The 23,844-nt window shown below is 58.9% G+C and carries 21 protein-coding genes; 10 read left to right on the forward strand and 11 right to left on the reverse strand.

What is annotated here, in order from left to right; translation table 11 throughout:
* Positions 1-12: 12 nt before the first annotated feature.
* Both ACEPLT_RS09710 and ACEPLT_RS09715 read right to left on the reverse strand, forming a co-directional pair.
* Entirely contained in the window at positions 13-1,458 is a 1,446-nt protein-coding gene (locus ACEPLT_RS09710) for a M20 family metallopeptidase (protein WP_045372886.1), read from the reverse strand.
* Positions 1,458-2,768, reverse strand: coding sequence for a M20 family metallo-hydrolase (locus ACEPLT_RS09715; RefSeq protein ID WP_123922510.1), 1,311 nt, complete (start codon positions 2,766-2,768; stop codon positions 1,458-1,460). The genes ACEPLT_RS09710 and ACEPLT_RS09715 overlap by 1 nt, the downstream gene beginning before the upstream one ends.
* 175 nt (positions 2,769-2,943) lie before the next feature.
* On the opposite strand from ACEPLT_RS09715, the gene ACEPLT_RS09720 reads away from it, so the two are divergent.
* Both ACEPLT_RS09720 and smrA read left to right on the forward strand, forming a co-directional pair.
* The gene (locus ACEPLT_RS09720; protein WP_008500536.1) at positions 2,944-3,855 is read left to right on the forward strand and encodes a LysR family transcriptional regulator; all 912 of its coding nucleotides are present in this window, start codon (positions 2,944-2,946) and stop codon (positions 3,853-3,855) included.
* 356 nt (positions 3,856-4,211) lie between these two features.
* Positions 4,212-4,775, forward strand: a complete 564-nt coding sequence (gene smrA, locus ACEPLT_RS09725; RefSeq protein WP_032651637.1) for a DNA endonuclease SmrA — start codon at positions 4,212-4,214, stop codon at positions 4,773-4,775.
* A gap of 27 nt (positions 4,776-4,802) precedes the next feature.
* Here the strand turns inward: smrA and tcp are convergent, their stop codons facing one another.
* A complete protein-coding gene (gene tcp / locus ACEPLT_RS09730; RefSeq protein WP_025911512.1) occupies positions 4,803-6,464 on the reverse strand; it encodes a methyl-accepting chemotaxis citrate transducer in 1,662 nt (553 codons plus the stop codon).
* Positions 6,465-6,607: 143 nt separating this feature from the next.
* Here tcp and ACEPLT_RS09735 point away from each other — a divergent pair, with 143 nt between their 5' ends.
* The 3 genes from ACEPLT_RS09735 to umuC all read left to right on the forward strand — a co-directional run bounded on the left by ACEPLT_RS09735 (position 6,608) and on the right by umuC (position 9,314).
* Complete coding sequence (locus ACEPLT_RS09735; RefSeq protein ID WP_021241164.1) at positions 6,608-7,474, forward strand: aldo/keto reductase family oxidoreductase; 867 nt, start codon at positions 6,608-6,610, stop codon at positions 7,472-7,474.
* Positions 7,475-7,633: 159 nt separating this feature from the next.
* Positions 7,634-8,068, forward strand: a complete 435-nt coding sequence (gene umuD / locus ACEPLT_RS09740; protein WP_008500532.1) for a translesion error-prone DNA polymerase V autoproteolytic subunit — start codon at positions 7,634-7,636, stop codon at positions 8,066-8,068.
* Positions 8,052-9,314 (forward strand): translesion error-prone DNA polymerase V subunit UmuC, encoded by a 1,263-nt coding sequence (umuC, locus tag ACEPLT_RS09745; protein ID WP_008500531.1) that lies wholly within the window; start codon positions 8,052-8,054, stop codon positions 9,312-9,314. The genes umuD and umuC overlap by 17 nt, the downstream gene beginning before the upstream one ends.
* 7 nt (positions 9,315-9,321) lie before the next feature.
* Here the strand turns inward: umuC and ACEPLT_RS09750 are convergent, their stop codons facing one another.
* Positions 9,322-10,218: a LysR family transcriptional regulator gene (locus tag ACEPLT_RS09750; RefSeq protein WP_232928806.1), complete on the reverse strand. Its 897-nt coding sequence runs from the start codon at positions 10,216-10,218 to the stop codon at positions 9,322-9,324.
* A gap of 97 nt (positions 10,219-10,315) precedes the next feature.
* Between ACEPLT_RS09750 and ACEPLT_RS09755 the strand changes: the two genes are divergently transcribed.
* Together ACEPLT_RS09755 and ACEPLT_RS09760 are read left to right on the forward strand one after the other, a co-directional pair.
* On the forward strand, positions 10,316-11,371 hold the full coding sequence (locus ACEPLT_RS09755; protein ID WP_232928812.1) for an SDR family oxidoreductase: 1,056 nt from the start codon (positions 10,316-10,318) through the stop codon (positions 11,369-11,371).
* A 75-nt stretch (positions 11,372-11,446) separates the two neighbouring features.
* On the forward strand, positions 11,447-11,893 hold the full coding sequence (locus ACEPLT_RS09760; protein WP_008500528.1) for a hypothetical protein: 447 nt from the start codon (positions 11,447-11,449) through the stop codon (positions 11,891-11,893).
* Positions 11,894-11,959: 66 nt separating this feature from the next.
* On the opposite strand, the gene ACEPLT_RS09765 is transcribed toward ACEPLT_RS09760, so the two are convergent.
* On the reverse strand, positions 11,960-12,940 hold the full coding sequence (locus ACEPLT_RS09765; protein WP_126306802.1) for an NAD(P)H-dependent flavin oxidoreductase: 981 nt from the start codon (positions 12,938-12,940) through the stop codon (positions 11,960-11,962).
* Between the two features lie 134 nt (positions 12,941-13,074).
* Between ACEPLT_RS09765 and ACEPLT_RS09770 the strand changes: the two genes are divergently transcribed.
* Positions 13,075-13,959 (forward strand): LysR family transcriptional regulator, encoded by an 885-nt coding sequence (locus tag ACEPLT_RS09770; RefSeq protein WP_023327303.1) that lies wholly within the window; start codon positions 13,075-13,077, stop codon positions 13,957-13,959.
* Here the strand turns inward: ACEPLT_RS09770 and ACEPLT_RS09775 are convergent.
* Complete coding sequence (locus ACEPLT_RS09775; protein WP_232928814.1) at positions 13,931-15,376, reverse strand: aminotransferase-like domain-containing protein; 1,446 nt, start codon at positions 15,374-15,376, stop codon at positions 13,931-13,933. The genes ACEPLT_RS09770 and ACEPLT_RS09775 overlap by 29 nt on opposite strands.
* A 96-nt stretch (positions 15,377-15,472) precedes the next feature.
* Here ACEPLT_RS09775 and ACEPLT_RS09780 point away from each other — a divergent pair, with 96 nt between their 5' ends.
* Positions 15,473-16,240, forward strand: coding sequence for an arylamine N-acetyltransferase family protein (locus ACEPLT_RS09780; protein WP_232928816.1), 768 nt, complete (start codon positions 15,473-15,475; stop codon positions 16,238-16,240).
* Between the two features lie 18 nt (positions 16,241-16,258).
* On the opposite strand, the gene ACEPLT_RS09785 is transcribed toward ACEPLT_RS09780, so the two are convergent.
* The 4 genes from ACEPLT_RS09785 to ACEPLT_RS09800 all read right to left on the reverse strand — a co-directional run bounded on the left by ACEPLT_RS09785 (position 16,259) and on the right by ACEPLT_RS09800 (position 22,448).
* Positions 16,259-19,336: an efflux RND transporter permease subunit gene (locus tag ACEPLT_RS09785; protein ID WP_232928818.1), complete on the reverse strand. Its 3,078-nt coding sequence runs from the start codon at positions 19,334-19,336 to the stop codon at positions 16,259-16,261.
* On the reverse strand, positions 19,333-20,481 hold the full coding sequence (locus ACEPLT_RS09790; RefSeq protein WP_232928820.1) for an efflux RND transporter periplasmic adaptor subunit: 1,149 nt from the start codon (positions 20,479-20,481) through the stop codon (positions 19,333-19,335). Before ACEPLT_RS09790 ends, ACEPLT_RS09785 begins: the two co-directional genes overlap by 4 nt.
* 78 nt (positions 20,482-20,559) lie before the next feature.
* Positions 20,560-21,756, reverse strand: coding sequence for a sensor histidine kinase (locus tag ACEPLT_RS09795; RefSeq protein ID WP_232928822.1), 1,197 nt, complete (start codon positions 21,754-21,756; stop codon positions 20,560-20,562).
* A complete protein-coding gene (locus ACEPLT_RS09800; protein ID WP_008500520.1) occupies positions 21,753-22,448 on the reverse strand; it encodes a response regulator in 696 nt (231 codons plus the stop codon). Before ACEPLT_RS09800 ends, ACEPLT_RS09795 begins: the two co-directional genes overlap by 4 nt.
* Positions 22,449-22,572: 124 nt before the next feature.
* On the opposite strand from ACEPLT_RS09800, the gene ACEPLT_RS09805 reads away from it, so the two are divergent.
* The gene (locus ACEPLT_RS09805; RefSeq protein WP_232928824.1) at positions 22,573-23,358 is read left to right on the forward strand and encodes a MipA/OmpV family protein; all 786 of its coding nucleotides are present in this window, start codon (positions 22,573-22,575) and stop codon (positions 23,356-23,358) included.
* A 37-nt stretch (positions 23,359-23,395) separates the two neighbouring features.
* Here ACEPLT_RS09805 and yajD read toward each other — a convergent pair whose 3' ends face one another.
* Positions 23,396-23,743: an HNH nuclease YajD gene (gene yajD, locus ACEPLT_RS09810; protein ID WP_003857471.1), complete on the reverse strand. Its 348-nt coding sequence runs from the start codon at positions 23,741-23,743 to the stop codon at positions 23,396-23,398.
* Positions 23,744-23,844: the final 101 nt, after the last annotated feature.

The raw sequence follows: 23,844 nt of genomic DNA on the forward strand, positions 1-23,844 counted from the left end.
TGTTGTGTTTTTTTATTTTAAAGGTGACGGTGTCACGCCCGGTGGGATCGGACACGCGTACGGTTTTTCTTCTAGTTGTTGTTCGAACTCTTCACGGCATTTTTTCAGCAGCGCCGCGTCCTGCAGCAGATTGAGCGCGGTCGCGCCCATCACTTTCCCGGCCAGCAGCATGCCCTTGTGGGCAATAGAGGTTCGCCCCTGAGACACCAGTTGCCAGGTATGCAGCGGCGTGCCGACGGTAAAGCAGGGGCTGAAGCACTGGGCGACCGGCATTTTCCAGCTGACGTCACCCACGTCGGTTGAACCTGCCAGCACGTTGTCGGTGACGGCATAAGGCGCGACTTCATCCACCAGCAGCGTCGCCTGATGACGACGGGCAAAGGCTTTACCCGCTTCACCACCCGTGGCGGCAATATTTTTCAGGCTGTTTTGCAGATCGTTGGGCGTCAGCGTGGCGCGGATCTCGCGGGCAAACTCTCGCTCTTCGTCGGTCCACTCCGGCGTGCCGTAGTGCTGCAGGGCGCGATACATCGCCGCCTCAAGCGTGCGGTTCGGCAGGTAGCTGGAGCAGGCTTTATCAAAGCGGCACTCGACGGTCGTTTCGGTCATCATCGCCGCGCCCTGGGCGATTTTCTCGATGCGCTCGTAGATCTGCTGCGCATCCGCCATCTCCGGGGCGCGGATCAGGTACAGCACCTCGGCCTGCGCCTGCACCACGTTGGGCGAAATCCCGCCGGTGTCGGTAATGGCGTAATGGACGCGCGCTTTCTCGATGATGTGTTCGTTAAGGAAGTTGGTGCCGGTGGTCATCAGCGTCACGGCGTCCAGGGCGCTGCGTCCCAGGTGAGGAGAGTTGGCCGCGTGCGCCGCCACGCCGTGAAAACGCCAGGCGGCCTGAATATTCGCCAGCGTGCTGACGTTAAACATCCCGGCAAAGGCTTCCGGGTGCCAGGTGACGGCGGCATCGACGTCATCAAACAGCCCTTCGCGCACCATAAAGGTTTTCCCAGAGCCGCCTTCTTCACCGGGACAGCCGTAAAAACGCACCGTTCCGCTGCCGCCGTGCTGCTCCAGCCAGCTTTTCACCGCCACCGCGCCCGCAAGCGCTGCGGTGCCTAAGAGATTATGTCCGCAGCCGTGGCCGTTAGCCCCCGGCGTGGCGGTTTGCGCCGTCGCGCAGTGTGCCTGCTGGCTTAACCCGGCCAGCGCGTCGTACTCGCCCAGCAGGGCGATAACCGGTTTTCCGCTGCCGAAGCTGGCGATAAAGGCATTGGGAATACCGCCTGCCTCGCGGGTCAGCGTGAAGCCTTCTGCTTCCAGCTCGCTGGCCAGCCGTTCGGCGGACCAGAACTCTTCAAAGCGGGTTTCGGGACGATCCCAGATCGCGTCGGCAATATCGGTTAACGTCCGACATCGCGTGTCGATCGCATCGGCAATAAAAGCGTAGTTCTCCTGCATTACACACCTCGCGTCCACGGGAAATTGAGCGCAGTTCGCGCCAGCGTTTCGATGGCGATAGTCATGACCTGCTCATCGAAGTCGAATTTTTCGTTGTGATGTCCGGCGCTCAAATCCGTGCCAAACACCATATAGGACGCCATGCCGCCGTTCTGCTGTACGCGGGCCATCATCAGCGTGGCGTCTTCGGAACCCGCTGGCGCTTTCACCTTATCGATGGCATGAACAACCCCGGAAACCTGGCTCGCCTGCTCGCGCAGATAATCCACCCAGGCCGGCGTCGGCGCGCTGGAGGTGGCAGCCCCCATCAGGCGCACCTCGGCGCTCACGCCGTAGAGCGCCGCCGCGCCGGTAATGACCGCCTGCGCGCGTTCAAAGACGTACTGATTAATCGCTTCGCTTTCGCCGCGGGTTTCAACTTTGATCAGGGCATTCGCGGGCACCACGTTGCGCCCGCTGCCCGCCTGCATCACGCCGACGTTCACCCGGGATGCGCCGTCGCTGTGCGGGGCGATGCTGTGCAGGGCGAGGGCGGCCTGCGCGGCGGCGAGCAGGGCGTTACGCCCGTCCTCCGGCTTACCGCCCGCGTGTGCGGCCACGCCGGTGAAGCTCACGTCGAACTTGGTGGTGGCCATAAAGTTATCGCTGCCGCAGATCACCGTACCGGCAGGGACGCCGGTACCAATATGAATGGCCGTGAAATAGTTCACGTCATCCAGCGCCCCGGCGGCAACCATGGCGCGCGCGCCGCGCGTGCCTTCTTCAGCAGGCTGGAAGATCAGCTTAATGGTGCCGTTGAGCCGGGCTGCATTCTGCTTAAGCACCTGTGCCAGTCCCAGACCAATGGTGGTGTGGCCGTCGTGCGCGCAGGCGTGCATCATACCCGGATTGCAGGAGGCAAACCCGTCGCGGAACGGGCGATGGCTGTCGTCGAGCGCTTCGCTTAAATCAAGGGCGTCCATGTCCACGCGAAACGCCAGGGTTGGGCCAGGGCGGCCGGTATTCAGGCTGGCGACAATGCCGGTAAAGCCGCCTTCAAACGGCGCCAGCCATTTCTCAGGCGCGCCTTGCGCCCGCGCGCGGGCAAACTCTCGCGCCAGGGTTGCCTCATCGGGCAGCCCCATCCGGCTTTCGGCATCGACCACGTCACGGCCCATCGCCAGTTCGTAACCCAGCGAGTCCAGGGTCTCCGCAACTTTCGCGGCGGTACGAAACTCTACCCAGCCGGATTCCGCAAAATGGTGAAAATCGCGACGCCACGCGCTCAGCTGCGGGGTTAACGTCTGGATGTACTGCGCCAGTGTGTCCATATCTGTTCCTGTCATCATGAAAATATGTGAACTGCTTCACGCTGTGATAGTTTTTACTTATCACTAACCGATTTTTCACAGTTTTAACCGTTCAGGAATTACCCTCGCACATCCCTTTCCAGTAAAGTAGATGACAGTTTCTTTACTCTGATAAACAACGGTTATCGGTCGGGCTATGTCATTTCAGGTTAAATTCCATCATCTCCGGGCGTTTGTTGAAGTCGCTCGTCAGGGCAGCATTCGCGGTGCCAGCAGGACGCTGAATCTTTCGCAGCCGGCGCTGACCAAATCCATCAAAGAGCTGGAGGAGGGCATGGCGGCGCAGCTTTTCGTGCGCAGGAGTAAGGGCGTCGCGTTGACCGAATGCGGTGAGGGCTTTTACCAGCGCGCCCGGTTAATTCTGGAAGAGCTGCGCGCGGCGCAGGATGACATTCGTCAGCGGCAGGGGGAACAGGCCGGGCAGATCAACATCGGGATGGGGGCCAGCGTTTCGCGCAGCCTGATGCCCGCCGTTATCACCCGCTTTCATGCCCAACATCCGCAGGTCAAAGTGCGGATAATGGAAGGGCAGCTGGTGTCGATGATCAACGAATTACGGCAGGGAGAGCTGGATTTCACCATCAATACTTATTATCAGGGACCTTACGACCAGGAATTTACGTTTGAAAAACTCTTTGAGAAGCCATTTGCGGTATTTTGTCGCGAAGGGCATCCGGCAACGGGGGCAACGTCGATTAACGAACTCCTGCATTATAACTGGACAATGCCGACGCCGCGGGGAAGTTATTATAAGCAGCTAGAAGAGGTATTTAGCCATCGCTCGCAAATACCGCGAATTGGTGTGGTCTGCGAAACCTTTTCCTCCTGTATTAGCCTGGTCGCGCAAAGTGATTTTCTAAGCATATTGCCGCAGGAGTTAGGCTGTGACCCGCTGCTGGCGCACCGTCTGGTCATGCTGCCGGTTGTCGAATCGCTTCCAAAAGCAGCATATTATTTAATTCAGCGCCGTGATTCACGTCAGACGCCCCTGGCTGAATCATTAATTACGCAGTTCAGACGGGAAGCGAGAAAAATAATCGCGGCGTGAAAGTAAGATAATAAAAAAACAGGATCTGCCCGACATCAGACAGATCCTCCAGTACACACAGCAGTGCGTCCTTTCGCCAATCCTGAATATTATATCCATGAAGCAGGTATATTTAGGTATAACACCTTTTCCGCAAAAAGAAAGGATGTCGAGTGTTTGATTTTACGAAAATTTAACACAAATCACTTATTTCATCTTTGCTGAAGTTTTAGTTAACTCGTATTTAAATCCATTTTATAAATACTATATATATTCATCAGGTTAATATTTGCGGCGCATGAGGGCCTGTAACGGTGATTGAGGCCAGTCTCAGGCGCAGGTATAGTACCGTCCTCAGTTGTAGCCGGAGGATATCCATGAACCCTGACGACAAATCCTTTTTTCTTGACGCCATGGAAGATGTCCAGCCGCTGAAGCGTGGCCCGGATATTCACTGGCAGCCCAGCCGCAATACGCGGGCGCGCCAGGAGGTGGATTGTGAACAGCTGGATAACTTCCTGACGCTGGATTTTCTTGACCTTCTTCCCCTGGAAGAACCGCTGGCGTTCCAGCGCGAAGGGGTGCAGCAGGGCGTTATCGAGAAGCTGCGCTCGGGTAAATATGCCCGCCAGGCCAGCTTAAACCTCCTGCGTCAGCCCGCCGAACGCTGCCGTCAGATGCTCTATTCTTTTATTCGCCAGGCCGGACGTGACGGGTTACGCAATCTGATTATCATTCACGGAAAAGGGCGCGAGCAGAACTCGCATCCTAATGTGGTGCGCAGCTATCTGGCGCGCTGGTTAACGGAGTTCGAGGAAGTGCAGGCCTTCTGCGTGGCGCTGCCGCATCACGGCGGCAGCGGGGCATGCTACGTTTCACTGCGTAAATCCGATGAAGCAAAACAGGAGAACTGGGAGCGGCACGCCAAGCGCAGCCGCTAGCGGGCGATTTCCTCGCCCGCCGGTGATTCAGAAGGTTTCCCAGTTGCTGTCGGTGGCGGCGTTTGCGGTTGCCGGGCGCAACAGCTGAGGCGTTTTCACGCTGGCCGGACGTGGAGCTACCGCTTTTTCTTTGCCGTTCAGACGAAACGCGGCCACCGCCTGGCGCAGCTGTTCGGACTGATCTTCCAGCGCCGCTGCCGCCGTGGCGGACTCCTGCACCAGCGCGGCGTTTTGCTGCGTCACGCTGTCCATCTGCGAAACGGCCAGGCTCACCTGTTCAATGCCGCGGCTCTGCTCGTCAGAGGCAGAGGAAATCTCGCCCATGATATCGGTCACGCGGGTCACGGCGGCGACGATTTCCTTCATGGTGGTGCCTGCCTCGCTAACCTGCTCAGAACCGGTATTCACGCGGCTGACGGAGTTCTCGATAAGCCCTTTGATCTCTTTCGCCGCCTGCGCGCTGCGGCTCGCCAGGGTCCGGACTTCACCTGCAACAACCGCAAAACCACGCCCCTGTTCCCCGGCGCGTGCCGCTTCCACCGCGGCGTTAAGCGCCAGAATGTTCGTCTGGAACGCGATGCTGTCAATCACGCTGGTAATATGCGCAATTTGCTGCGAACTGTCGGCGATCTCGTTCATGGTGCGAACCACGTTATCCACGACGTGACCGCCGCGCGCGGCCGTTTCAGAGGCGTTTTTCGCCAGCAGCGTGGCCTGACGGGCGTTATCGGAGTTCTGTTTAACCGTCGCGGTCAGCTCTTCCATGCTGGCGGCGGTCTCCTCGAGCGAGGCGGCCTGCTGCTCGGTGCGGGCGGAAAGATCGTTGCTTCCTGCGGCAATTTCGCCTGCGCCGGTGTAGATGGAATCGGTACTTCCGCGTACGGCGCTGACGGTGGTCACCAGCGACTGCTGCATCTCATGCAGGCCGGCGGCCAGCTGACCCATCTCATTGCGGCCCGAGATAGCGATCTCCTGCGTCAGGTCGCCCCCTGCAATGGCGCGAATATGGTCCATAATGGAGTGGAGTGGTTTTAACAGCAGGTGCTGTAAACCCTGCCAGATGACCACCAGAACCGCGATAACGGCCAGCAGAATTGCCGCCAGCGTCCACTGCATCTGCGTGAAGCTGCTCTGATTCTCTTCGGTTGCGGCCTTCAGCAGGGTGTTGTTTTCGGCGCGCCAGCGGTTATAGACCGCTTCCATATCGTCCTGCGCCTGCTGCGCATCCAGATCGCCATAGGCCTGATAGTTGTCGGCGCGCAGATACTCAATCGATAAACGCATGACTTCGTGCATCTGGTTCCAGGATTTCTGCATCTCGTCGGTCAATGCCGCCTCCTGGCCCTTAACCTGCGGCAGTTTCTGCCACTCTTTGTTATAGGCTTCGGCTTTTGCCAGCGAGTCGCCTGCGGTGCCCAGCAGTTTATTGATCGCCGCCAGGGAAGCCGGGTCACGCTGGTTTTTCAGGTAGCGGATCGCCACGCGGGTGACGGTGACGCGCGTTTTCACCAGCGTGTTCACGCTGTCGCTCAGGCTTTCCTGCTGGGCATTGAGCACGCCGGAGTTCTGGAAGTTATGGCGATCGTTACTGACGGCAGAGTAGAACAACCCTCCCGTGACAACTTGCAGCAGGCAGAATATGGTGAGGGCAAAGATAATACCGGTAATCACGTGCAGATTTTTCAGCATAGCGGTCGTCCGTTAGAGAAGATGCAGGGTTACTTCATTACTATCGTCGTAGAGAATGTAAACTTTAATTAACTCGCGCTTAACTAAGGGGCCCTTTTGGGAACCTGTTGTAAATCCGGATCATTTTTATGAGGAAGGTCAACATGAGCAGCATTGATAAAAGCGGGACATACGCGCTCGGGACGCGGACGGTGAAACGGCTGGGCTACGGCGCGATGCAGCTGGCCGGGCCGGGCGTCTTTGGGCCGCCGAAGGATAAGCAGGCCGCGCTGGACGTGTTACGCGAGGCCGTGGCGGCGGGAGTGAACCACATTGATACCAGTGATTTTTATGGTCCTCATGTCACCAACCAGCTGATCCGCGAGGCGCTTCATCCTTACCGGGACGATCTGACGATCGTCACCAAGATTGGCGCCCGTCGCAACGACAAAGGCGCCTGGCTGCCGGCCTTTTCCGCGCAGGAGCTGACGCAGGCGGTGCATGACAACCTGCGTAATCTGCAGCTGGACGTGCTGGACGTGGTGAACCTGCGGATCATGTTTAGCGCGCACGGGCCAGCGGAAGGGTCGATTGCTGAACCGCTCTCCACCCTGGCAGAATTACAGCAGCAGGGGCTGGTGCGGCATATTGGTTTGAGCAACGTCACGGCCACCCAGGTCGCGGAAGCGCAGAAGATGGTGCAGGTGGTGTGCGTGCAGAACATGTACAACATTGTGAACCGGGGTGACGATGCGCTGGTGGATCTGCTTGCGCAGCAGGGGATTGCGTATGTGCCGTTCTTCCCACTGGGCGGCTTTACGCCGCTGCAATCGTCCGGGCTGAAGGCTGTCGCGGATTCACTGGGCGTCACGGCAATGCAGGTTGCGCTGGCATGGCTGCTGCAGCGTTCTCCGAATATCCTGCTGATCCCGGGCACCTCTTCCGTGGCGCATCTGCGGCAAAACCTCGCGGCGGGAGAACTGCAGCTTCCGCCTGACGCACTGGAAACATTGAATACGCTGATGGACTGATCGTCACAGGCGCAAAGCCCGACATGTGCTTCCGGGCTTTGCGCGTTTTAAATCTTCTGACACTTCAACGCGTTTGGGTTCGCTTCCGGAAATGACCTTGATCCCTGACCATAATCCGTAATACTGTATTTATATACAGTATATGGCGAGAAAGGCATCATGGACACTCTCTTTTCTTATCAACCAAAACAAATCATTGAACTACCTTTGTTTTTAGAACGTGTTGCCTGTGGGTTTCCCAGCCCGGCGCAGGATTATGTGGAGGATCGTCTCGATCTTAACCGGCTGGCAGTGAGGCACCCCAGTGCGACCTATTTTATCAAGGTGAGTGGAGACTCCATGATTGGCGCGGGGATTGGCGACGGCGATCTGCTGGTGGTTGACCGCTCGTTAAATGCCGAACATGGGGATATCGTCGTGGCGTCGGTCGCCGGTGAGTTTACGGTGAAAGAGCTACAGACGCGCCCGGTTCTGAGGCTGTTGCCACATAACGCCCGCTATCAGCCGATTACCTTTCAGTCCGAAGAGGAGTTGCAGATCTTCGGCGTCGTCACCCACACGCTTAAAACGCATAAACATGTTCGCGCTGGTTGATGTGAACAGCTTCTATGCCTCCTGCGAGAAGGTATTCCGCCCCGATCTGGAGGGGAAGCCCATCGTGGTGGTGTCCAACAACGACGGCTGCATAATTTCACTCTCGCGGGAAGCAAAGCAGTTCGGCATAAAAATGGGTGAGCCCTATTTTAAATTCAAAGAGAAGCTTTTTCCGGCGAGGGTTTACGTCTTCAGTTCGAACTATGCGCTGTATGCCGACCTCAGCAGTCGGGTGATGCAGACGCTGACGGATCTGGCTCCGGCCATAGAAATTTACTCGATTGACGAGGCGTTCGTGAACGTTTCAGGGATCGGTAACTGCATGTCGCTGGACGCGTTCGGACACCAGATGCGCACGCAGGTCTTTAAAAACACGGGCTTAACCGTTGGCGTCGGCATTGCCCCGACAAAAACGCTGGCGAAGCTGGCCAACTATGCGGCGAAACGCTGGGCCAGTACCGGCGGCGTGGTCGATCTGTCAGGCCGGGAGCGGCAGCGTAAACTGCTGGCAAAGGTTCCGGTAGAGGAGGTATGGGGCGTAGGGCGGCGCATCACGAAAAAACTGAACGCGATGGGGATTACCACGGCGCTGGAGCTGGCGGAGGCCTCCTCGTGGGTCATTCGCAAACATTTTAACGTGGTGCTGGAGCGTACGGCGCGCGAGCTTCGCGGCGAGCCCTGCCTTGACCTGGAAGAGTACACCCCCACGAAGCAGCAAATCATCTGTAGCCGTTCGTTTGGTCATCGCATTACGCAATATGAAGAGATGCACCAGGCGATTTGCGCCTACGCGGAACGCGCCGCAGAGAAACTGCGCGGCGAGCATCAATACTGTCGCTTTATCAGCGTGTTTGTGCGCACCAGCCCGCATGCGGACAACGAAATTTATTACGGTAATCAGGCTTCGGTCACCCTGATGACGCCCACCAATGACTCGCGGGATATCATCCGTGCCGCCACGGAGGCGCTGGGGCGGATATGGCTCGACGGGTATCGCTATATGAAGGCCGGGGTCATGCTGGCGGACTTTTTCAGCAGCGGTGTCGCTCAGCTTAATCTGTTTGACGACAATCGCCTGCGCGCCAACAGCGCGGCGCTGATGGAGATGATCGACAGCGTCAATCACTCCGGCAAAGGGAAGATATGGTTCGCCGGGCAGGGGATTGAGAAACCGTGGGCCATGAAGCGGGAAATGTTGTCACCGGCCTATACGACGCGGTACGCGGATTTACCGGTGGCGAGGTAAAAGGCGGTTATTTTGTGGCGTTGTGGGTCGCGATCTCAGGCAGTAATTGCTCAATCACGCTGACGACCTTTCTGACGCGCTGCGGAATAAAGCGGGCATCAGGATAAACGGCATAGAGGAAGCGATCGGGTAACCGCCAGTCGGGCAGCACCGGTACCAGCGTGCCCGCCTGCAGAGCCCTGGCCACGAGCGGTCGCTGCATGCCGCCGATACCCATGCCGGATTCCAGCGCCTGCAGCAGCGCGTCGCTTGTGTTGGCACGGAAAACGGTATTCACGTTGACCTCGACCGTCTCCGCGTCAGACATCAGGCGCAGGGGAGCATCCAGCGGAATGCCGCTGAACCGCACGTGTGGGAGCGTCGCCAGTTCGCTGACCGCGTGTACCGCCTGAAAGCCGGGAGCGGCAAACAGTGCAGCTTCAATACGCCCCAGCACGCGAGCCGCGTGCGCCTGCGGAGGCTCGCTGCTCAGCCGTATCGCGACATCCACGCCCTCCGCCACCAGATCGGCAAGGCGGTCATCCAGGGAAAGCATCAGCTGCAGTTCGGGATGCAGGCGCTGTAGCGCCAGCAGATGCGGCAAAATGATCTGCCCCAGGCCGCTCGGCAACTGGACATGGACGCGTCCCTGAACGCTATGATCGACAGGATGTAAACGCCTCTCCGCTTCCCCCATGGCGTCCAGCACGAGCTGCATATCACGCCGGTAGCGTTCCCCTTGTTCGGTCAGCTTCATCGTACGCGTCGTACGGTGCAGCAGTACCACACCCAGCGATTCCTCAAGCGCCGCGATCTGTTGACTGACGGCGGACTGCTTAATACCGGTCTGACGGGCAGCCGCTGAAAACGAGCCCGCTTCAGCGACGCGCAGAAAGGTAGAAATGGCATTGAGCTTATTATTCATTTAATGATTTTGCTTATAAGTGCCATCGGTTTCATGGGATATCTCCAGAAAAAATAATATATCACACTGCGTCTGTCACCCTTTCCGGAGAAATACCATGAATAATAGGCAGCAACACAACGTCGCCCTGGTCGCGGGCGCCAGCGGCATTGTCGGCAGACAGATGATCAACACGCTCCTGCACCATCAGTGGCAGGTGATCGGCCTTAGCCGCCATGCCGGGTCGCATCCTGACGGCATTCCGATGGTCAAGATCGATTTACTGGATGAAAAGGACAGCGCCCGGGCGCTGCGCTCCCTGGACGGTACCACCCATCTCTTTTACAGCGCCTGGGCGAACGCGGCGAACTGGGAAGACATGGTTGAGCCGAACGTCACCATGCTGCGTAATCTGGTCAGCATCCTCGAAAAAACGGCACCTTTGCAGACGGTAAGCCTGATGCAGGGGTACAAGGTCTACGGCGCGCATCTGGGACCGTTTAAAACCCCGGCGCGCGAAAGCGATCCCGGCGTACCGGGTGCCGAATTTAACGCCGCGCAGCTTGCGTGGCTCAGCCAGTTTCAGCGGGGAAAGCGCTGGCACTGGAATGCCATCAGGCCGGGCGTGGTAGGGAGTGCGGTACCGGGCAATGCCATGAACCTTGCGCTGAGCATTGCCCTGTACGCCTCCCTGTGCAAGGCGCTGGGTTTACCGTTGCGTTTTCCCGGTTCGGAACAGACCTGGCACAGTATCGTTGACCATACAGACGCCGGGCTGCTGGCCGACGCCACTCTGTGGGCCGCCGCGTCACCTGCGGCACAGAATCAGGCGTTCAACGTGAATAATGGCGATATCTGGCGCTGGAGCGAGCTCTGGCCGCGCATCGCACGCTGGTTTGACCTGGACTCTGCACCGCCGGTGAGGCTGTCATTTCATCAGCTGTTTACGGACTATCGCGGCGTATGGCGCGAGCTTGCCGGAGAGCGGCTGGTGGAAGCGGATATTCTGCAGCTGAGCGACGGGCGGTTTGCCGATTTTGTCTTTAGCTGGAATTACGACATGTTTGGTGACGGGAGCAAGCTGCGCAGGGCGGGCTTTACGCAAATGCAGGCGACGGATGAGATGTTTTTCCACCTGTTCGCGCAGTTGAGAGCCGCGCGGATTATTCCCTGACCGTAAGGGTTGTTGTCATCAACGATCGGCGCGTTATACTCACGCGTTAAAATGAATGTATTGTGGGGCAGGGATATGCACGAAAGTCTAAAAATGATATCAGTCGCTCTGCCCCTCATTGCGCTTCTCATTCTGTTAAGCTTTTTGGTCAGACGCATTCGCCAGGCAAAACGTATCATTTCAGACCGTAACGGGATGAAAAAGATCTCTGCCAGTCCCTCAATATTTGGCGGAAATGCAGGTAAAACCTGGTTTTATGATGACCAGTTTTTATATGAAGTTAAAAACAACGCCACCCGTAAAATTGCGCTGGCTAACATCATTAAAATCAGACCGGGGAATACCGAGATAAACAGCAGACGGGTCTGGATTGTTATTTACCGCGACGGTGTTAATGAAAAACAGGTGCAGTTTTATAACAATCTTACCCTCTGGAATCATAACTTCACGGCTTTTCTGGTAGCGGTAAAACGTGCCAATCCTGACGCTGTGGTTAAAGAACGCGCAATCCTCAATGTGTGAAAAAGAACCGCAGACGGTTTGCGGACGCTGCTCCTGTGCAGCGTCCATAGCATCAGGGTTAAGGGCTTACTCAACCGTTAACGCATCGACAACCTCGGCCACGCTTTTCACGCTGCGGATATTCCCGATCCCCGTGCCGAGCGCGATATACCCTTCATCGGTATTATTTTCCAGCATGCCCAGGCGCAGGCCCCGTAATCCGCCCATCGCCTTGCCCAGCGCTTCGTTGCTTGCGCCCGCTTTATCCATCGCCGCCAGTTTTTCCGCCAGTTTGCCGGGAAGAGAACGATAGTAGTGGGGGACTGTGCGGAAAAGCAGCAGGTCCAGGCCGTTGGCGGCAACAATTTTCTCTTTGACCCCCTGCGGCACGCGGCTTTCTTCGGTACTGATAAAGACCGAACCGGCAAACACGCCTTCCGCCCCCAATGCATGCGCCGCTCTGGCGGTGCGATTATCGGTAATACCGCCCGCGGCCATCACCGGGACGTGCTTCACGGCGTCGGCAATCAGCGGCACGATGGAAAAGGTCCCCAGCGCCGTCGCGGGTAGCGTCCCACCCTCGTCAAAACCGGTGGCGACGATGATGTCTGCACCCATCTCTTCAGCAAGAAGGGTGTTTTCCGGCGTGGGATTGATGTCGCGGTAGATAATGGCAATACCCGCCTCTTTTAACTCACTAAACAGCGCGGGAATAATGCTGCCTTCCCCATAGCCCGTGTACACCACGGCCCTGACGCCTTCCTCTTTTACCACCTTAAGAATTGGCCCGGTCCAGACGTCATTAACGGCGGTGGGGATCAGGTTCACGCCGAAGGGTTTTTCGGTCAGCCGTTTGGTTTTCCGAATTTCTTCCCGCATTTTTTCGGCGGTCTCTTCCGGCGTGGAGACCGCGGTATCGGCGGTTAAACCGGCGTTGGGGCCCAGCACGCCGAGTCCTCCGGCATTGCTGACCGCGGCCACTAAACGGGCATCAGTAAGCCAGGATAACGGTCCCTGAATAACGGGCTTTTCGATACCCAGGATCTGACAGATACGGTTATTTTTCATAGCAGACTCTCCCTTACGTTTGAATGAGGGAGAGTGTAGAGAGGAAGATTGTTAGGAAAAATAGCCAAAAACATTCATCACTGTTATAAAATTAATAACAATCATTTTCTCCCGCTCGCGGCAAGACATCCCTTATGCAAATAAACCTCTTTGAATCTATTCGGATTTTTATTGAAATTGTCGACTCGGGGAGCCTTACCCAGGCGGCGGAAAATCTGCGGGTCCATCGACCGGCAGTGACCAAAGCGCTGCAGCTTCTGGAACAACACAGCGGCACGCGGCTCCTGCAGCGCACCACGCGTCGGATTAGCCTGACGCCGGATGGGGAAGCCTTTTATCGCCGCAGTAAACCCCTGCTGGCGCAGGCGGACGAATTACTGGAGTCGTTTGGCGCCGATCGGCCGATACACGGCCAGCTGCGTGTGGATATGCCCATCTCTTTTGCGGCGCTGCGGGTGATACCCAACCTGCCTGATTTTTATCGTCAGCATCCTGATATCGACATCATCCTGAGCAGCTCTGACCGCCGTCGGGATATGCTGCGGGACGGTCTGGACTGCGTGCTGCGGGTGGGCGAGCTGGACGACGGCGACTATATCGCGCGTAAAATCGGGAACATTAAAATCACGACCTGCGCCAGCCCGGCCTGGCTGGCTGAACACGGTACGCCAGAAACGCTGGAGGATTTACGCAAGCATCAGGCGATTAACTGGATTAACAACAGCAGCAGGCACGTTCAGCCGTGGACGTTTACCACGCCAGAGGGTGTCGCGGAGATCGCGCTACCCGGTAAGCTCGTGGTGGATAACTCCGAGGCCTACATCGCGGCAGGCCTGGCCGGGCTGGGGGTAATGCAGGGAATGAATCTCTTTCTCCAGCCTTACATTGACCGCGGCCTGCTGGTTGAGGTCCTGCCTGAATATCGTTCGCCGGACCGCAAACTGTCACTGCTCTACCCACACCGTCATCTCTCCCGCAAAGTGCGGGTATTTACCGAGTGGCTGGAGAGTCTGGTGTGAAAGCGGCCAGCTCATGGCATAGCGCACCAATCTGCTCCACGGCAGTGAGCAGGCGGGGCGTCGGTTCGTTTGCACAGTTTAGCCGCAGAAAGTGCGTAAGTTCTGCGCCAGGGGAAAACAGGGGGCCGGGGCTGACGCCAATACCCCGCGCCAGCGCGCGGCGATGCACCTCCAGCGCGTTGACCTGCGGAGGAAGTTCGACCCACAGCAGAAAGCCAGCTGCGGGGACGTTTACGCGGGTACCGGGGGGAAAACTGGCCCCGACCTGCGCCACGACGGCGTCTATTCCCTCTGCGATCCGCCGCTTTAGCCGCCGCAGGTGACGGTCGTAGTCGCCGCTTGCCAGCATCTCGCTCGTCGCGGCTTCCAGCAGCGGCGCACCTGCCCACTCTCCGGCCATGCGGGCCTGCAAGACCTGCGGGTAATAGCGTCCGGCGGCAATCCAGCCGATTCGCCACCCCGGTGCAAGCGTTTTTGACAGGGAGCTGCAGTAAATCACATTCCCGCTCTGGTCGAAGGCTTTGCAGGCCGGAGGACGTTGCCCGTCACCGACCAGGTCACCGTAAACGTCGTCCTCAATCAGAGGAATACCGGCTTCTTCAAGCAGAGCAACCAGTTCCTGCTTGCGCGCGACGGGCATGCTGGCACCCAATGGGTTTTGCACGGTGGGCGAGGCCAGAACGGCCGCGGGACGGTGGCAGCGGATGGCGTCAGCCAGCGGTTCCAGTAACAGACCTTCAGCAGGATCGGTGGGGATTTCTAACGCCTTCAGGCCTAAATCCTCCAGCAGCAGGAGCGTGCCAAAGTAGGCGGGCTGCTCCACCGCCACCACATCACCTGGCTGACACACGGCCCGCAGGGCCAGGCGCAGCGCCTGCGTCGCGCCTGCGGTAATAATCAGATCGTCCGCGCCGAAACGGGCTCCCCACTGTGCAGCACGCGCCGCAATCTTGCTTCGTAAATCACGCCTTCCCGGCGGCAGGCTGTAGCTCTGCCCATGCGCGTCCAGACGACGGCCCACGGAGTGTAACGCCCGCTGTAGGGCCTCCCCGGGCAGCCACGCGGGATCGGGCAGGGCGGCGCCCAGCGGGATCAGCCGAGCTTCTGCACTGCTGAACAGCGACCGGGCCACGGCGGACATAGTCACGGGCACCGGGCCCGGCGTGGAACGCGCGGGCTCCGCGCGCGGAGGGAGGCTGATCTGGCGGATGTAATAACCTGAACGCGGTCGCGCAACGATCAGCCCTTCAGCCTCAAGGCAGCGAAGGGCCTCCAGCGCCGTCGGAAGGCTCACGTGCTCGCGTTCGGCCAGTTTACGCGCGGAGATCATCCGGTCACCGACTCGCAATGCGCCTGAAGAGAGCGTGAGGCGCAGACGCTCAGCAATCCGGCGATAGTGTGGGGAGGGGGCAGACATGGGTATCTGTTCAGGCTAATTTTCGATAAAACTGACTATACAGCCAATGATGTGCGCCAACTATAGTGTCCGGCATGTTCAGGACAAGGAGGCATTATGCACAGCGATAATTTCGACATTTCCTCGTATTTCAAACGCATAAACTACACCGGACCGGCGGCGGCCGATACGACCACCCTGCATGCGCTGATGCGTCATCAGCTCTTTTCCGTTCCCTTTGAAAATCTGGACGTGCAGGCGGGGAAAATTGTCTCGCTGGCACCAGACGACATTGCCGAGAAGGTGTTAAAGAAAGGGCGCGGCGGCTACTGCTATGAGGTGAACGGGCTTTTTGCCATGGTGCTGGAGGCGTTAGGGATACCTTACCGTTTTGTGGCGGCGCGCCCGATGTTCTACCCCGCGCGGCGTCCGAAAACCCATATGGCGCTCATCGCCGAGGTGGAGAGCCGCCAGTGGCTTTGCGATCTCGGGTTCGGCAGCTACGGCATCCGCGCGCCAATGGCGCTGGACACGCTTGACGTGGATATCACCCAGGATTTCGACACGTTTCGCCTGAGCCGCAGCGCGGAGGGCGAGTATCTGCTCGAGGCGAAGGTGGAAGGCGAATGGGCCCGACAATACGGCTTCGATCTCACGCCTCAGGAGTGGATTGATTTCGTCCCGGCCAACTACCTGAACTCCACGCACCCGGATGCGATCTTTGTGCAGAAGCGGGTGGTGGTGCAGCACAGCCCGGAAGGACGCCAGATTTTACTGGGCGATATGCTGAAAACCATCACGGCGAACGGCACTGAAACGCGGCAGCTGGCGGAGGATGAAATCCGCCATGTCCTGAAAGACCGTTTTGCGCTGACCGCCGCGTAATCGGAGAACGATGGGGACTCAGCCCGGCCCGTCGGCTGCGGCTTTGCGCTGAGCCCCCCACTGTAACAGCAGGCTAAACGACGCGGGTAACACGGTCAGCGTCACCAGCGTCGCAGCCAGCAGCCCGCCGATGATGGCATAGGCCATTGGGCCCCAGAAGACCTGGTGAGAGATGGGGATCATCCCCAGAATGGCGGCACAGGCGGTCAGACAGATGGGTCTGGCCCGGTGCTCCGCGGCCGCCATAATCGCGGCATCATTTGCCATCCCCTGAGCTAGATTGCTGTCAACCTCGCTAATCAATATTACCGCGTTACGTACGATCATCCCCGCCAGGGCGATGACGCCCAGCAGCGCAACAAACCCCATCGGCGTTCCGCCGGGCAGCATAGCCAGCACGATCCCTGGTAAACCAAACGGGGCCATCAGGAGCGCCAGCAGCATCCGGGAATATCGCCGCAGCTGAAGCATCAGTAGCAACAGCATGATGACCAGCGTGACCGGAAGAACGGTAAAGACGGAGCTGTTCCCCTTATCCGATTCGGCAACCGCGCCGCCCTCTTCAATGCTGTAACCTGCGGGCAGGCTCGCGCGCAGTTTATCCACCGCCGGACGCAGCGCGGCGGATACCGCTTCAGCCCTCAGCCCCGGGGCGAGGTCGGTTTGCACCGTGATAAAGGGCACGCGCTGGCGGCGCCAGATGACCGGATCGTCCACGCCCCAGACCGGCGTTGCGACGGCGCTGAGCGGAATTTTTTTACCGTCATTCCCCTGAATCGTGAGTGAGGAGAGGGTGGCGGTGCTCTGGCGCGCGCTGTCCTCGGCCCTGAGCACCACGTCGACAAGGCGGTCATTATCTCTGATGGACGTGACAACGCTGCCGGACCAGACGGTATTGAGCGTGCGGGCGAGGCTTTCTGACGATATTCCCGCCGCTCTGGCCGCCGTCTGATTCACCTTAAGGGTGATGACCCTCTCCGGCTCTCCGGCCGTCTGGTTAACGTCGCGTGAGAACGGGGAGCGGCCAATCGCGTCCGTGAGACGGTTCGCAAGCGCCCGGACCTGCAGATAATCCGGCCCGCTCACCCGGTATTTGATGGGCCAGCCGACGGGAGGCCCCAGCTCAAGGGGCGACACGCGGGTGATGATGTCGCTAAATTGCGTCGCCAGGATCGTGTTGAGCTGTGCGTGCAGACGATCCCGCGCCGCAAGATCCTTCGCGACCACAACCATCTGGGCGATATTTTCATTTTCCAGCAGCACGTCCATCGGCAGGTAAAAACGGACGGCGCCTGAGCCAACGTACGTCGAAAAGCGATCGATATTGCTGTTGTCGGCCAGCGCTTTTTCCAGCTTTTCCACCTCTCTGAGCGTTTCCGGCTGCGACGCGTTGGCCGGAAGCGTCAGGCTGACCAGCAACTCGGGCCGGTCCGAGGCGGGGAAAAACTCGCCCTGCATAAACGTCGTGCCGTACGCTGACAGCCCCAGCGCGGCAAGCGCAATCAGTACGGTAGCGAGCCGGTGGCGGAGCGCCAGGCGTAAAAGCCGTCCATACCCGCGCGCGATCCGTCCCGGTCCTGCCGCGTGATGTCTGACTTTTTCCGGCAGCAGCCACGTGCCCGTTAGCGGCGAAAACAGGATCGCGACGGCCCAGGAGCAGAGCAGGGCGATGAGCACCACCGCAAACAGGGAGAAGCAGTATTCACCGGCGCTGGAGGCCGCAAAACCAACGGGAATAAAACCGGCAATCATGACCAGAGTACCGGTGAGCATCGGGAAGGCCGTCGTTTTGAATGCATAGGTGGCCGCGAGTCGGCGGGAATCCCCCGCTTCCAGTCGGGAGACCATCGTTTCGACGGCGATCATGGCGTCATCCACCAGCAGGCCCAGGGCAATGATCAGCGCCCCGAGCGAGATACGCTGAAGGCCAATACCGGCGAGCATCATGCCGACAAACGTCATGGCAAGCACCAGCGGAATGGCCGTCGCCACCACCAGTCCGGCCCGCAAACCCAGCGAGACAAATGAAACCGCCAGCACGATAACAACGGCTTCGATAAGTACCCGGATAAACCCGCTTACCGCTTCACTCACCACCGCTGACTGATCGGCGACTTTCACCATCTCAATACCGTGCGGCAGCCCGGCGCTGAGGGCCGCCATTTTTGCGTTCAGCGCAGCACCGAAACGCAGCATGTTGCCTGTCGGTGCCATCGACACCGCCAGCCCGATAGCCGGTTTGCCGTTCACCCGGTAGGCCGGGGCCGGTGGCTCTGCGATTTCCCGGGTGACGGTGGCAATGTCGGTCAGCGGAATATAGCGATTGTTAACGTGCAGCGTGACGGCGCGTAAACTCTCTTCGGTGGTGAGCGCCCCGCTGACCTTTATCGCCATGTTCTCCTGCCCGGTACGCATCGTTCCTGCCGGGACAACGGCGTTTTGCGCCCGGAGGGCGTCGGCAACGTCCTGAATATCCAGCCCCATACCGGCCAGGCGCGCCGGAGAAAAGGCGAGAACCCACTGCTCCTGCTGTTCGCCCAGCAGGGTGGTTTTGCCCATATCCGGCAGGGACATGAGCTCGCGCCGTATTGTCTCTGCGCTATCCCGCACCTCCCGCAGCGTGAAGCCTTCGGGAATAAAGGCGTAAATTGTGCCGAACGTGTCGTCAAACTCGTCATCCACGGCAGGACCCTGCACCCCTTCGGGCAGGGACGGCGCGATGTCCTGCATTTTTTTGCGAACCTGATACCAGATATCGGGCACGCGTTGCGGGGGCGTATCGTCACGGAGGTTGACGTGGATAACGGTGCGTCCGGCACGGGTTTCACTTTCGAGATAGTCCAGCCAGGGCGTTTCCTGCAGCTTTTTTTCAAGCGTATCGGTCAGCAGGCGGGTGGTATCCGTCACGGAGGCTCCCGGCCACTGTGCGGAGACGACGGCCGTTTTAATGGTGAATGCCGGATCTTCGTTACGCGGCAGCTTTTCATAGCAGAACACGCCCATCGCAATCACCAGCAGCATGAAAAAGCTGACCATCTGCTGGTTCTTCAGCGCCCAGGCGGAGAGGTTAAATTGGGCTTCCGATCCTGTGTTCATGGCTGAACCTCTCCGGCCATCACCGGCTCGCCGGATCGTAATGTGCTCACGCCCGCCGTAATCACCCTGTCGCCGGGCTCAAGGCCGGAGGCAATCATGACGGAGGTGGCCGTATAGCCGACGGGCACCACCACGCGCAGCTGCGCCCGCGACTGCGGGGTAATCACAAAAACCGCCGGTTTGTCGCCGGCACGGGTCAGCGCGGATGCGGGAAGGGTGTACCCGTGCGGGGCTGACGATGGCAACGTGACGGTAACACTGGCACCCAGCGCCATGGCCGACGGCGGGTTTTGCAGGGTGGCTCTGACGCGCCAGGTGCGGGTCTGAGGATCGGCCTGCGGGGTCATATCCCGAAGCACGGCAGACGCCTGCACCGACGGGTCGCTGAGCAGGGAAACCCGCAACACCGACTTATCCAGAGGCGGGATCGCATCGGGCGCGGCAATATCAAACGCCACGTCGCGGGCTTCCCCGGTCGCCAGCGTCAGCACGGACTGGCCGTCGCTGACAACCTGTCCTGCAGAGGCGCTCACGGCCGTGATGACGCCCGCTTGTGGAGCGATCAGTCGCGTCCAGCCGAGGGTTTCGCGGGCATTTCGCCATGCGGCCTCGCTGCTTTTTAAGCGCGCGCGGGCGACAAGCCAGTCAGCCCGGGCGCTGTCGAGCTGCGTGCGGGCTATCGCGCCCGTTGGCATAAGCTTTTGCATGCGACTGACGTTAAGCGCGGCGACCTGGGCAGAGGCTTTGGCGCCTTCATAGTCGGCCGCTGCGCTGTCCAGCTGGTTTTGCCCGGTCGTATTATCAAGCGTGGCCAGCAGCTGTCCGGCAGTGACCCGGTCGCCAATATCAACGCTACGCGTCAGTATCCGGCCTCCGGTGCGAAAGCTCAGGGTCGTTTCATCGTGGGCATGGATCTCACCGGTTCTTTCCAGCGCGGGAAGGGATTGGGCGGAGCCAACGACGACGTAGCGTACCTTACGCACTGGGTCAGGTTTGTTTTCGTGTTTATCACCGCAGCCGGCCAGCGGAAAAATCGCCAGCGCAAGCAGGGCCAGGGGAAGAAAATGCAGCCAGGAAAAGGTGCGCGCCACGCCGTACAAATGATGCAGGCAGTGGCGGAGGGAGAGAAAAAATTCGTCTGACATAACGCCGCTCCATAAAGGGAATGGCGTTATTAAATACGCGCTACGTCGAGAAAGATTCGATGTTCTGTCAAGGCTTTATCAAGAGGGGAGATTTTCATTATCGGACGGCTGCCAGGGCAACAAAATGCGCACCGCAAGGCCGCCGGTTTCCGGTAATGACGCGCTAATCTCACCCCCATGCGCCTCGCAAATCGCCCGGGCGATGGACAAACCGAGGCCGCTGCCGCCGGAATGCCGCGCGCGGGACTGCTCCTCGCGGCTAAAGCGTTTAAACATTTCCGGCAAGAACTGGGGCGACACGCCCGGCCCGTCATCGGTGAATTCGAGGATGTAATGCCCGCTGGCGTAATGCAGCGCCACCTCAAGGTGGCCGCCTTCGCGTCCGTAACGTAGCGCATTTTCCATGAGGATGGTAACGACCTGCCCCATACGGAATGCATCGCCCCGGAAGGGGCTGGTGTGCGGGTTACGCAGCGTTATCCTGAAATGATGCGCATCCGCCTGGGGCATGATCCAGGCAGCCCGCTCGTGAATCAGCTCATCCAGACAGAACGGCTGGTCCTCCAGCACAAGGTTACCCGCGTCTGCCAAAGAGAGAAGGTGGAGCTCATCGGTGAGGCGGTTGAGGTGCTGGAGCTGTTTCATCACCATGCCCAGCTGCGCCGGGCTGGCATCAAACACGCCGTCTAGCATGCCCTGCAGACGCCCGATGGCGGCCGTCAGGGGCGAGCGCAGCTCGTGCGCCATCGCGACGTGCGAGGCGCGGAGCTCTTTCTCATAGCGGGCCAGTTGCCCCGTCATGGAGTTAAAGTCCGCCGCAAAGCTGACCATTTCTGCCGGTGCATCCTTGATCAGCTCTGCCTGACGGCCAAACTGCCCTTCGGCGACATCCTTTGCCGCATCGCGAAGGCGGCTGAACTGCAGCGCCAGCGGGCGGGCGTGTTTGAGCCCCATCACCACAATAAACGGGATCATCACCAGCACCAGCAGGGCCACCGTGACCCAGTCCGCTGAGGCGATGGACGGCGTGGAATAGCTCAGGCCCCACCAGGTATCCACAATCGTGTGGAAGCGGGCCGGATTGGCCTGCGGGTTCTGGCTGAGCGTAAGAAACTCCTGACGGACTGCCGGCGGCATCCTGCCCATGATCCAGTAGTTCTGGACCGCATAGCGCAGCCACATGCAGGTGGCAATGACGATCACGCTGCCGATAGCCAGCGCCAGGATGCGCGCGCAAATCCAGCGCCACAGAGAGACGTGCCGGTTTTTTATCATGGCTGTCTGAACCTGTAACCCACGCCGCGCACGTTGATCAGCACGCCGGAAATACCCACAGCTTCGAGTTTTTTACGCAGGTTATAAATATGGGTGTCGACAACGCGCTCCAGCGCCTCGCTTTCCGGCAAACAGTGTTCCAGTAAATACTGGCGGGAAAACGGGTGCGCAGGCGAGCGCAGCAGCGTTGCCAGAAGCGAGAATTCCGTTGGCGTAAGATCGAGCATCACAGGCGCGTCGTCGCCGTTGTCCACGCACGCCACAATGGCGGCGACATCCACCGCCAGCGTTTGCCAGCGAAGGATCTTTTCCTCTGTCTCTTTTTTACTGCTGCGCCGCAGCACCGCCTGCACCCGCGCTACCACTTCGCCCGGATGATAAGGCTTCACAACGTAATCATCGGCACCGTAACGCAGGGCGCCAATGCGATCGGGAGTATCCCCCATGGCCGTGACCATGATCACCGGCACATCGCTTTTACGACGCAGGCCCGCCAGCACCTCGGTGCCGTTAAGTCCCGGCAGCATCACGTCCAGCAGGATGAGGTCGGGCTTCCACCGCTGCGCCATATCCAGCCCGGAAAGACCGTCTCCGGTAATGGTCACGTCGTAATTTTCACGCCGTAAATAGGCTTCGAGCACGCCAGCCGCGTCGGCGTCATCTTCAATAATCAGCACTCTTCTGGATAACATCCGTTCACCTTGACCATTTCTTAACACTATCCCGACGATTCATTGATTCAGCCAAATCATACTGCGCCAACATTGTGTGGCTGTTCCTGTCTCAGGAGACGCCAGCGTCTGTAAGGAGAGCAGTATGATAGCGATAAAAAAAGTCCTGTATATGTCCGTCCCGCTTCTGATGGTCGTGGCATCCGCCGCGCAGGCGGATGATGACACCGCGTCCGATTCCTTAACCGTCGGGCTGGGAGGGCAATATGCCCCGCGTTACTCAGGCTCAGACAAGCAGGTGTGGCAGGTGGTTCCTGTGCTGCAGGGACGCAAAGGCGCTTTCTTTGTTGATGCACAAAAAGGGGTGGGATATGACCTGCAAAACGACAGCGGCTGGTATTTCGAACACACGCTGGGCTACGATCCCGGAAGGGCTGATAAAAATTCTGGCTGGCGCGAGGGGGCAAACATCCTGAAAGGGATGGGGGATATTGATGCCACCCTGAATACCGGCCTTGCCGTGGGCTGGCAGGCTGCGCCATGGCTGAGCATGGAAGGCAAAGCGACGCTGCCGTTAACGGACAGTCAGGGGGCAGGCTATCAGGCCTCCATTACGCTGATCCCGGTACAAAATAACCAGGACACGATAGCCTTTCAGTCTGCGGCCCTGTTTGGCGACAGCCGTTACCTGAATACCTGGTATGGGGTCAGTGAGCAGCAGAGCCGCCGCACCGGCTATCGCCGCTATGCTGCGCCGGGTGGATTTTACGGCGTCGACACCAGCCTGACCTGGAGCCATCAGTTCGATGCTCACTGGGGAACTGTCCTCAGCGCGGACTATACCTGGCTTGGCGACCATGCCAATCAAAGCCCGATCGTGATGCGGCGTAATGAGGGGTCTGCAACCGCCGCTATCACCTGGACATTCTAAATTCGCGGATCATGATGTGAGCGAGGGGGCGAGAGGATTACTTCTTCTTATCCATCATCGCCTTTAAATCGGCAAACGGGTTAAACGTGGCGACGCCCACGTCTTTTTGCGCGTCTTCCCCGGCCACCACGGTGGTGCCGTACTGATCCGCTTCGGTATATTTCGAATGCTCGTGATCGTGGCAAAACAGGCACAACAGCTCCCAGTTGCTGCCATCTTCCGGGTTGTTGGTATGGTCGTGATCGATATGGTGAACCGTGAGTTCACGCAGATTGGAATAGACAAACTCGCGCGAGCAGCGTCCACACACCCATGGATAAATTTTTAATGCTTTTTCGCGATAGCCGCTTTCCAGCCGCGCGTAGTTTTTGGGGATCAAAGCCATTGCCGGTTTTACCTGCCATGAAAAAAGTGGGGAAGAGTATATCCCATAACGTTGCGTCGTGACGAACCCGTCAGTTATGTCAATTTATTTGAACCATTCCG

Source organism: Enterobacter sp. fkY84-1 (assembly GCF_052974705.1).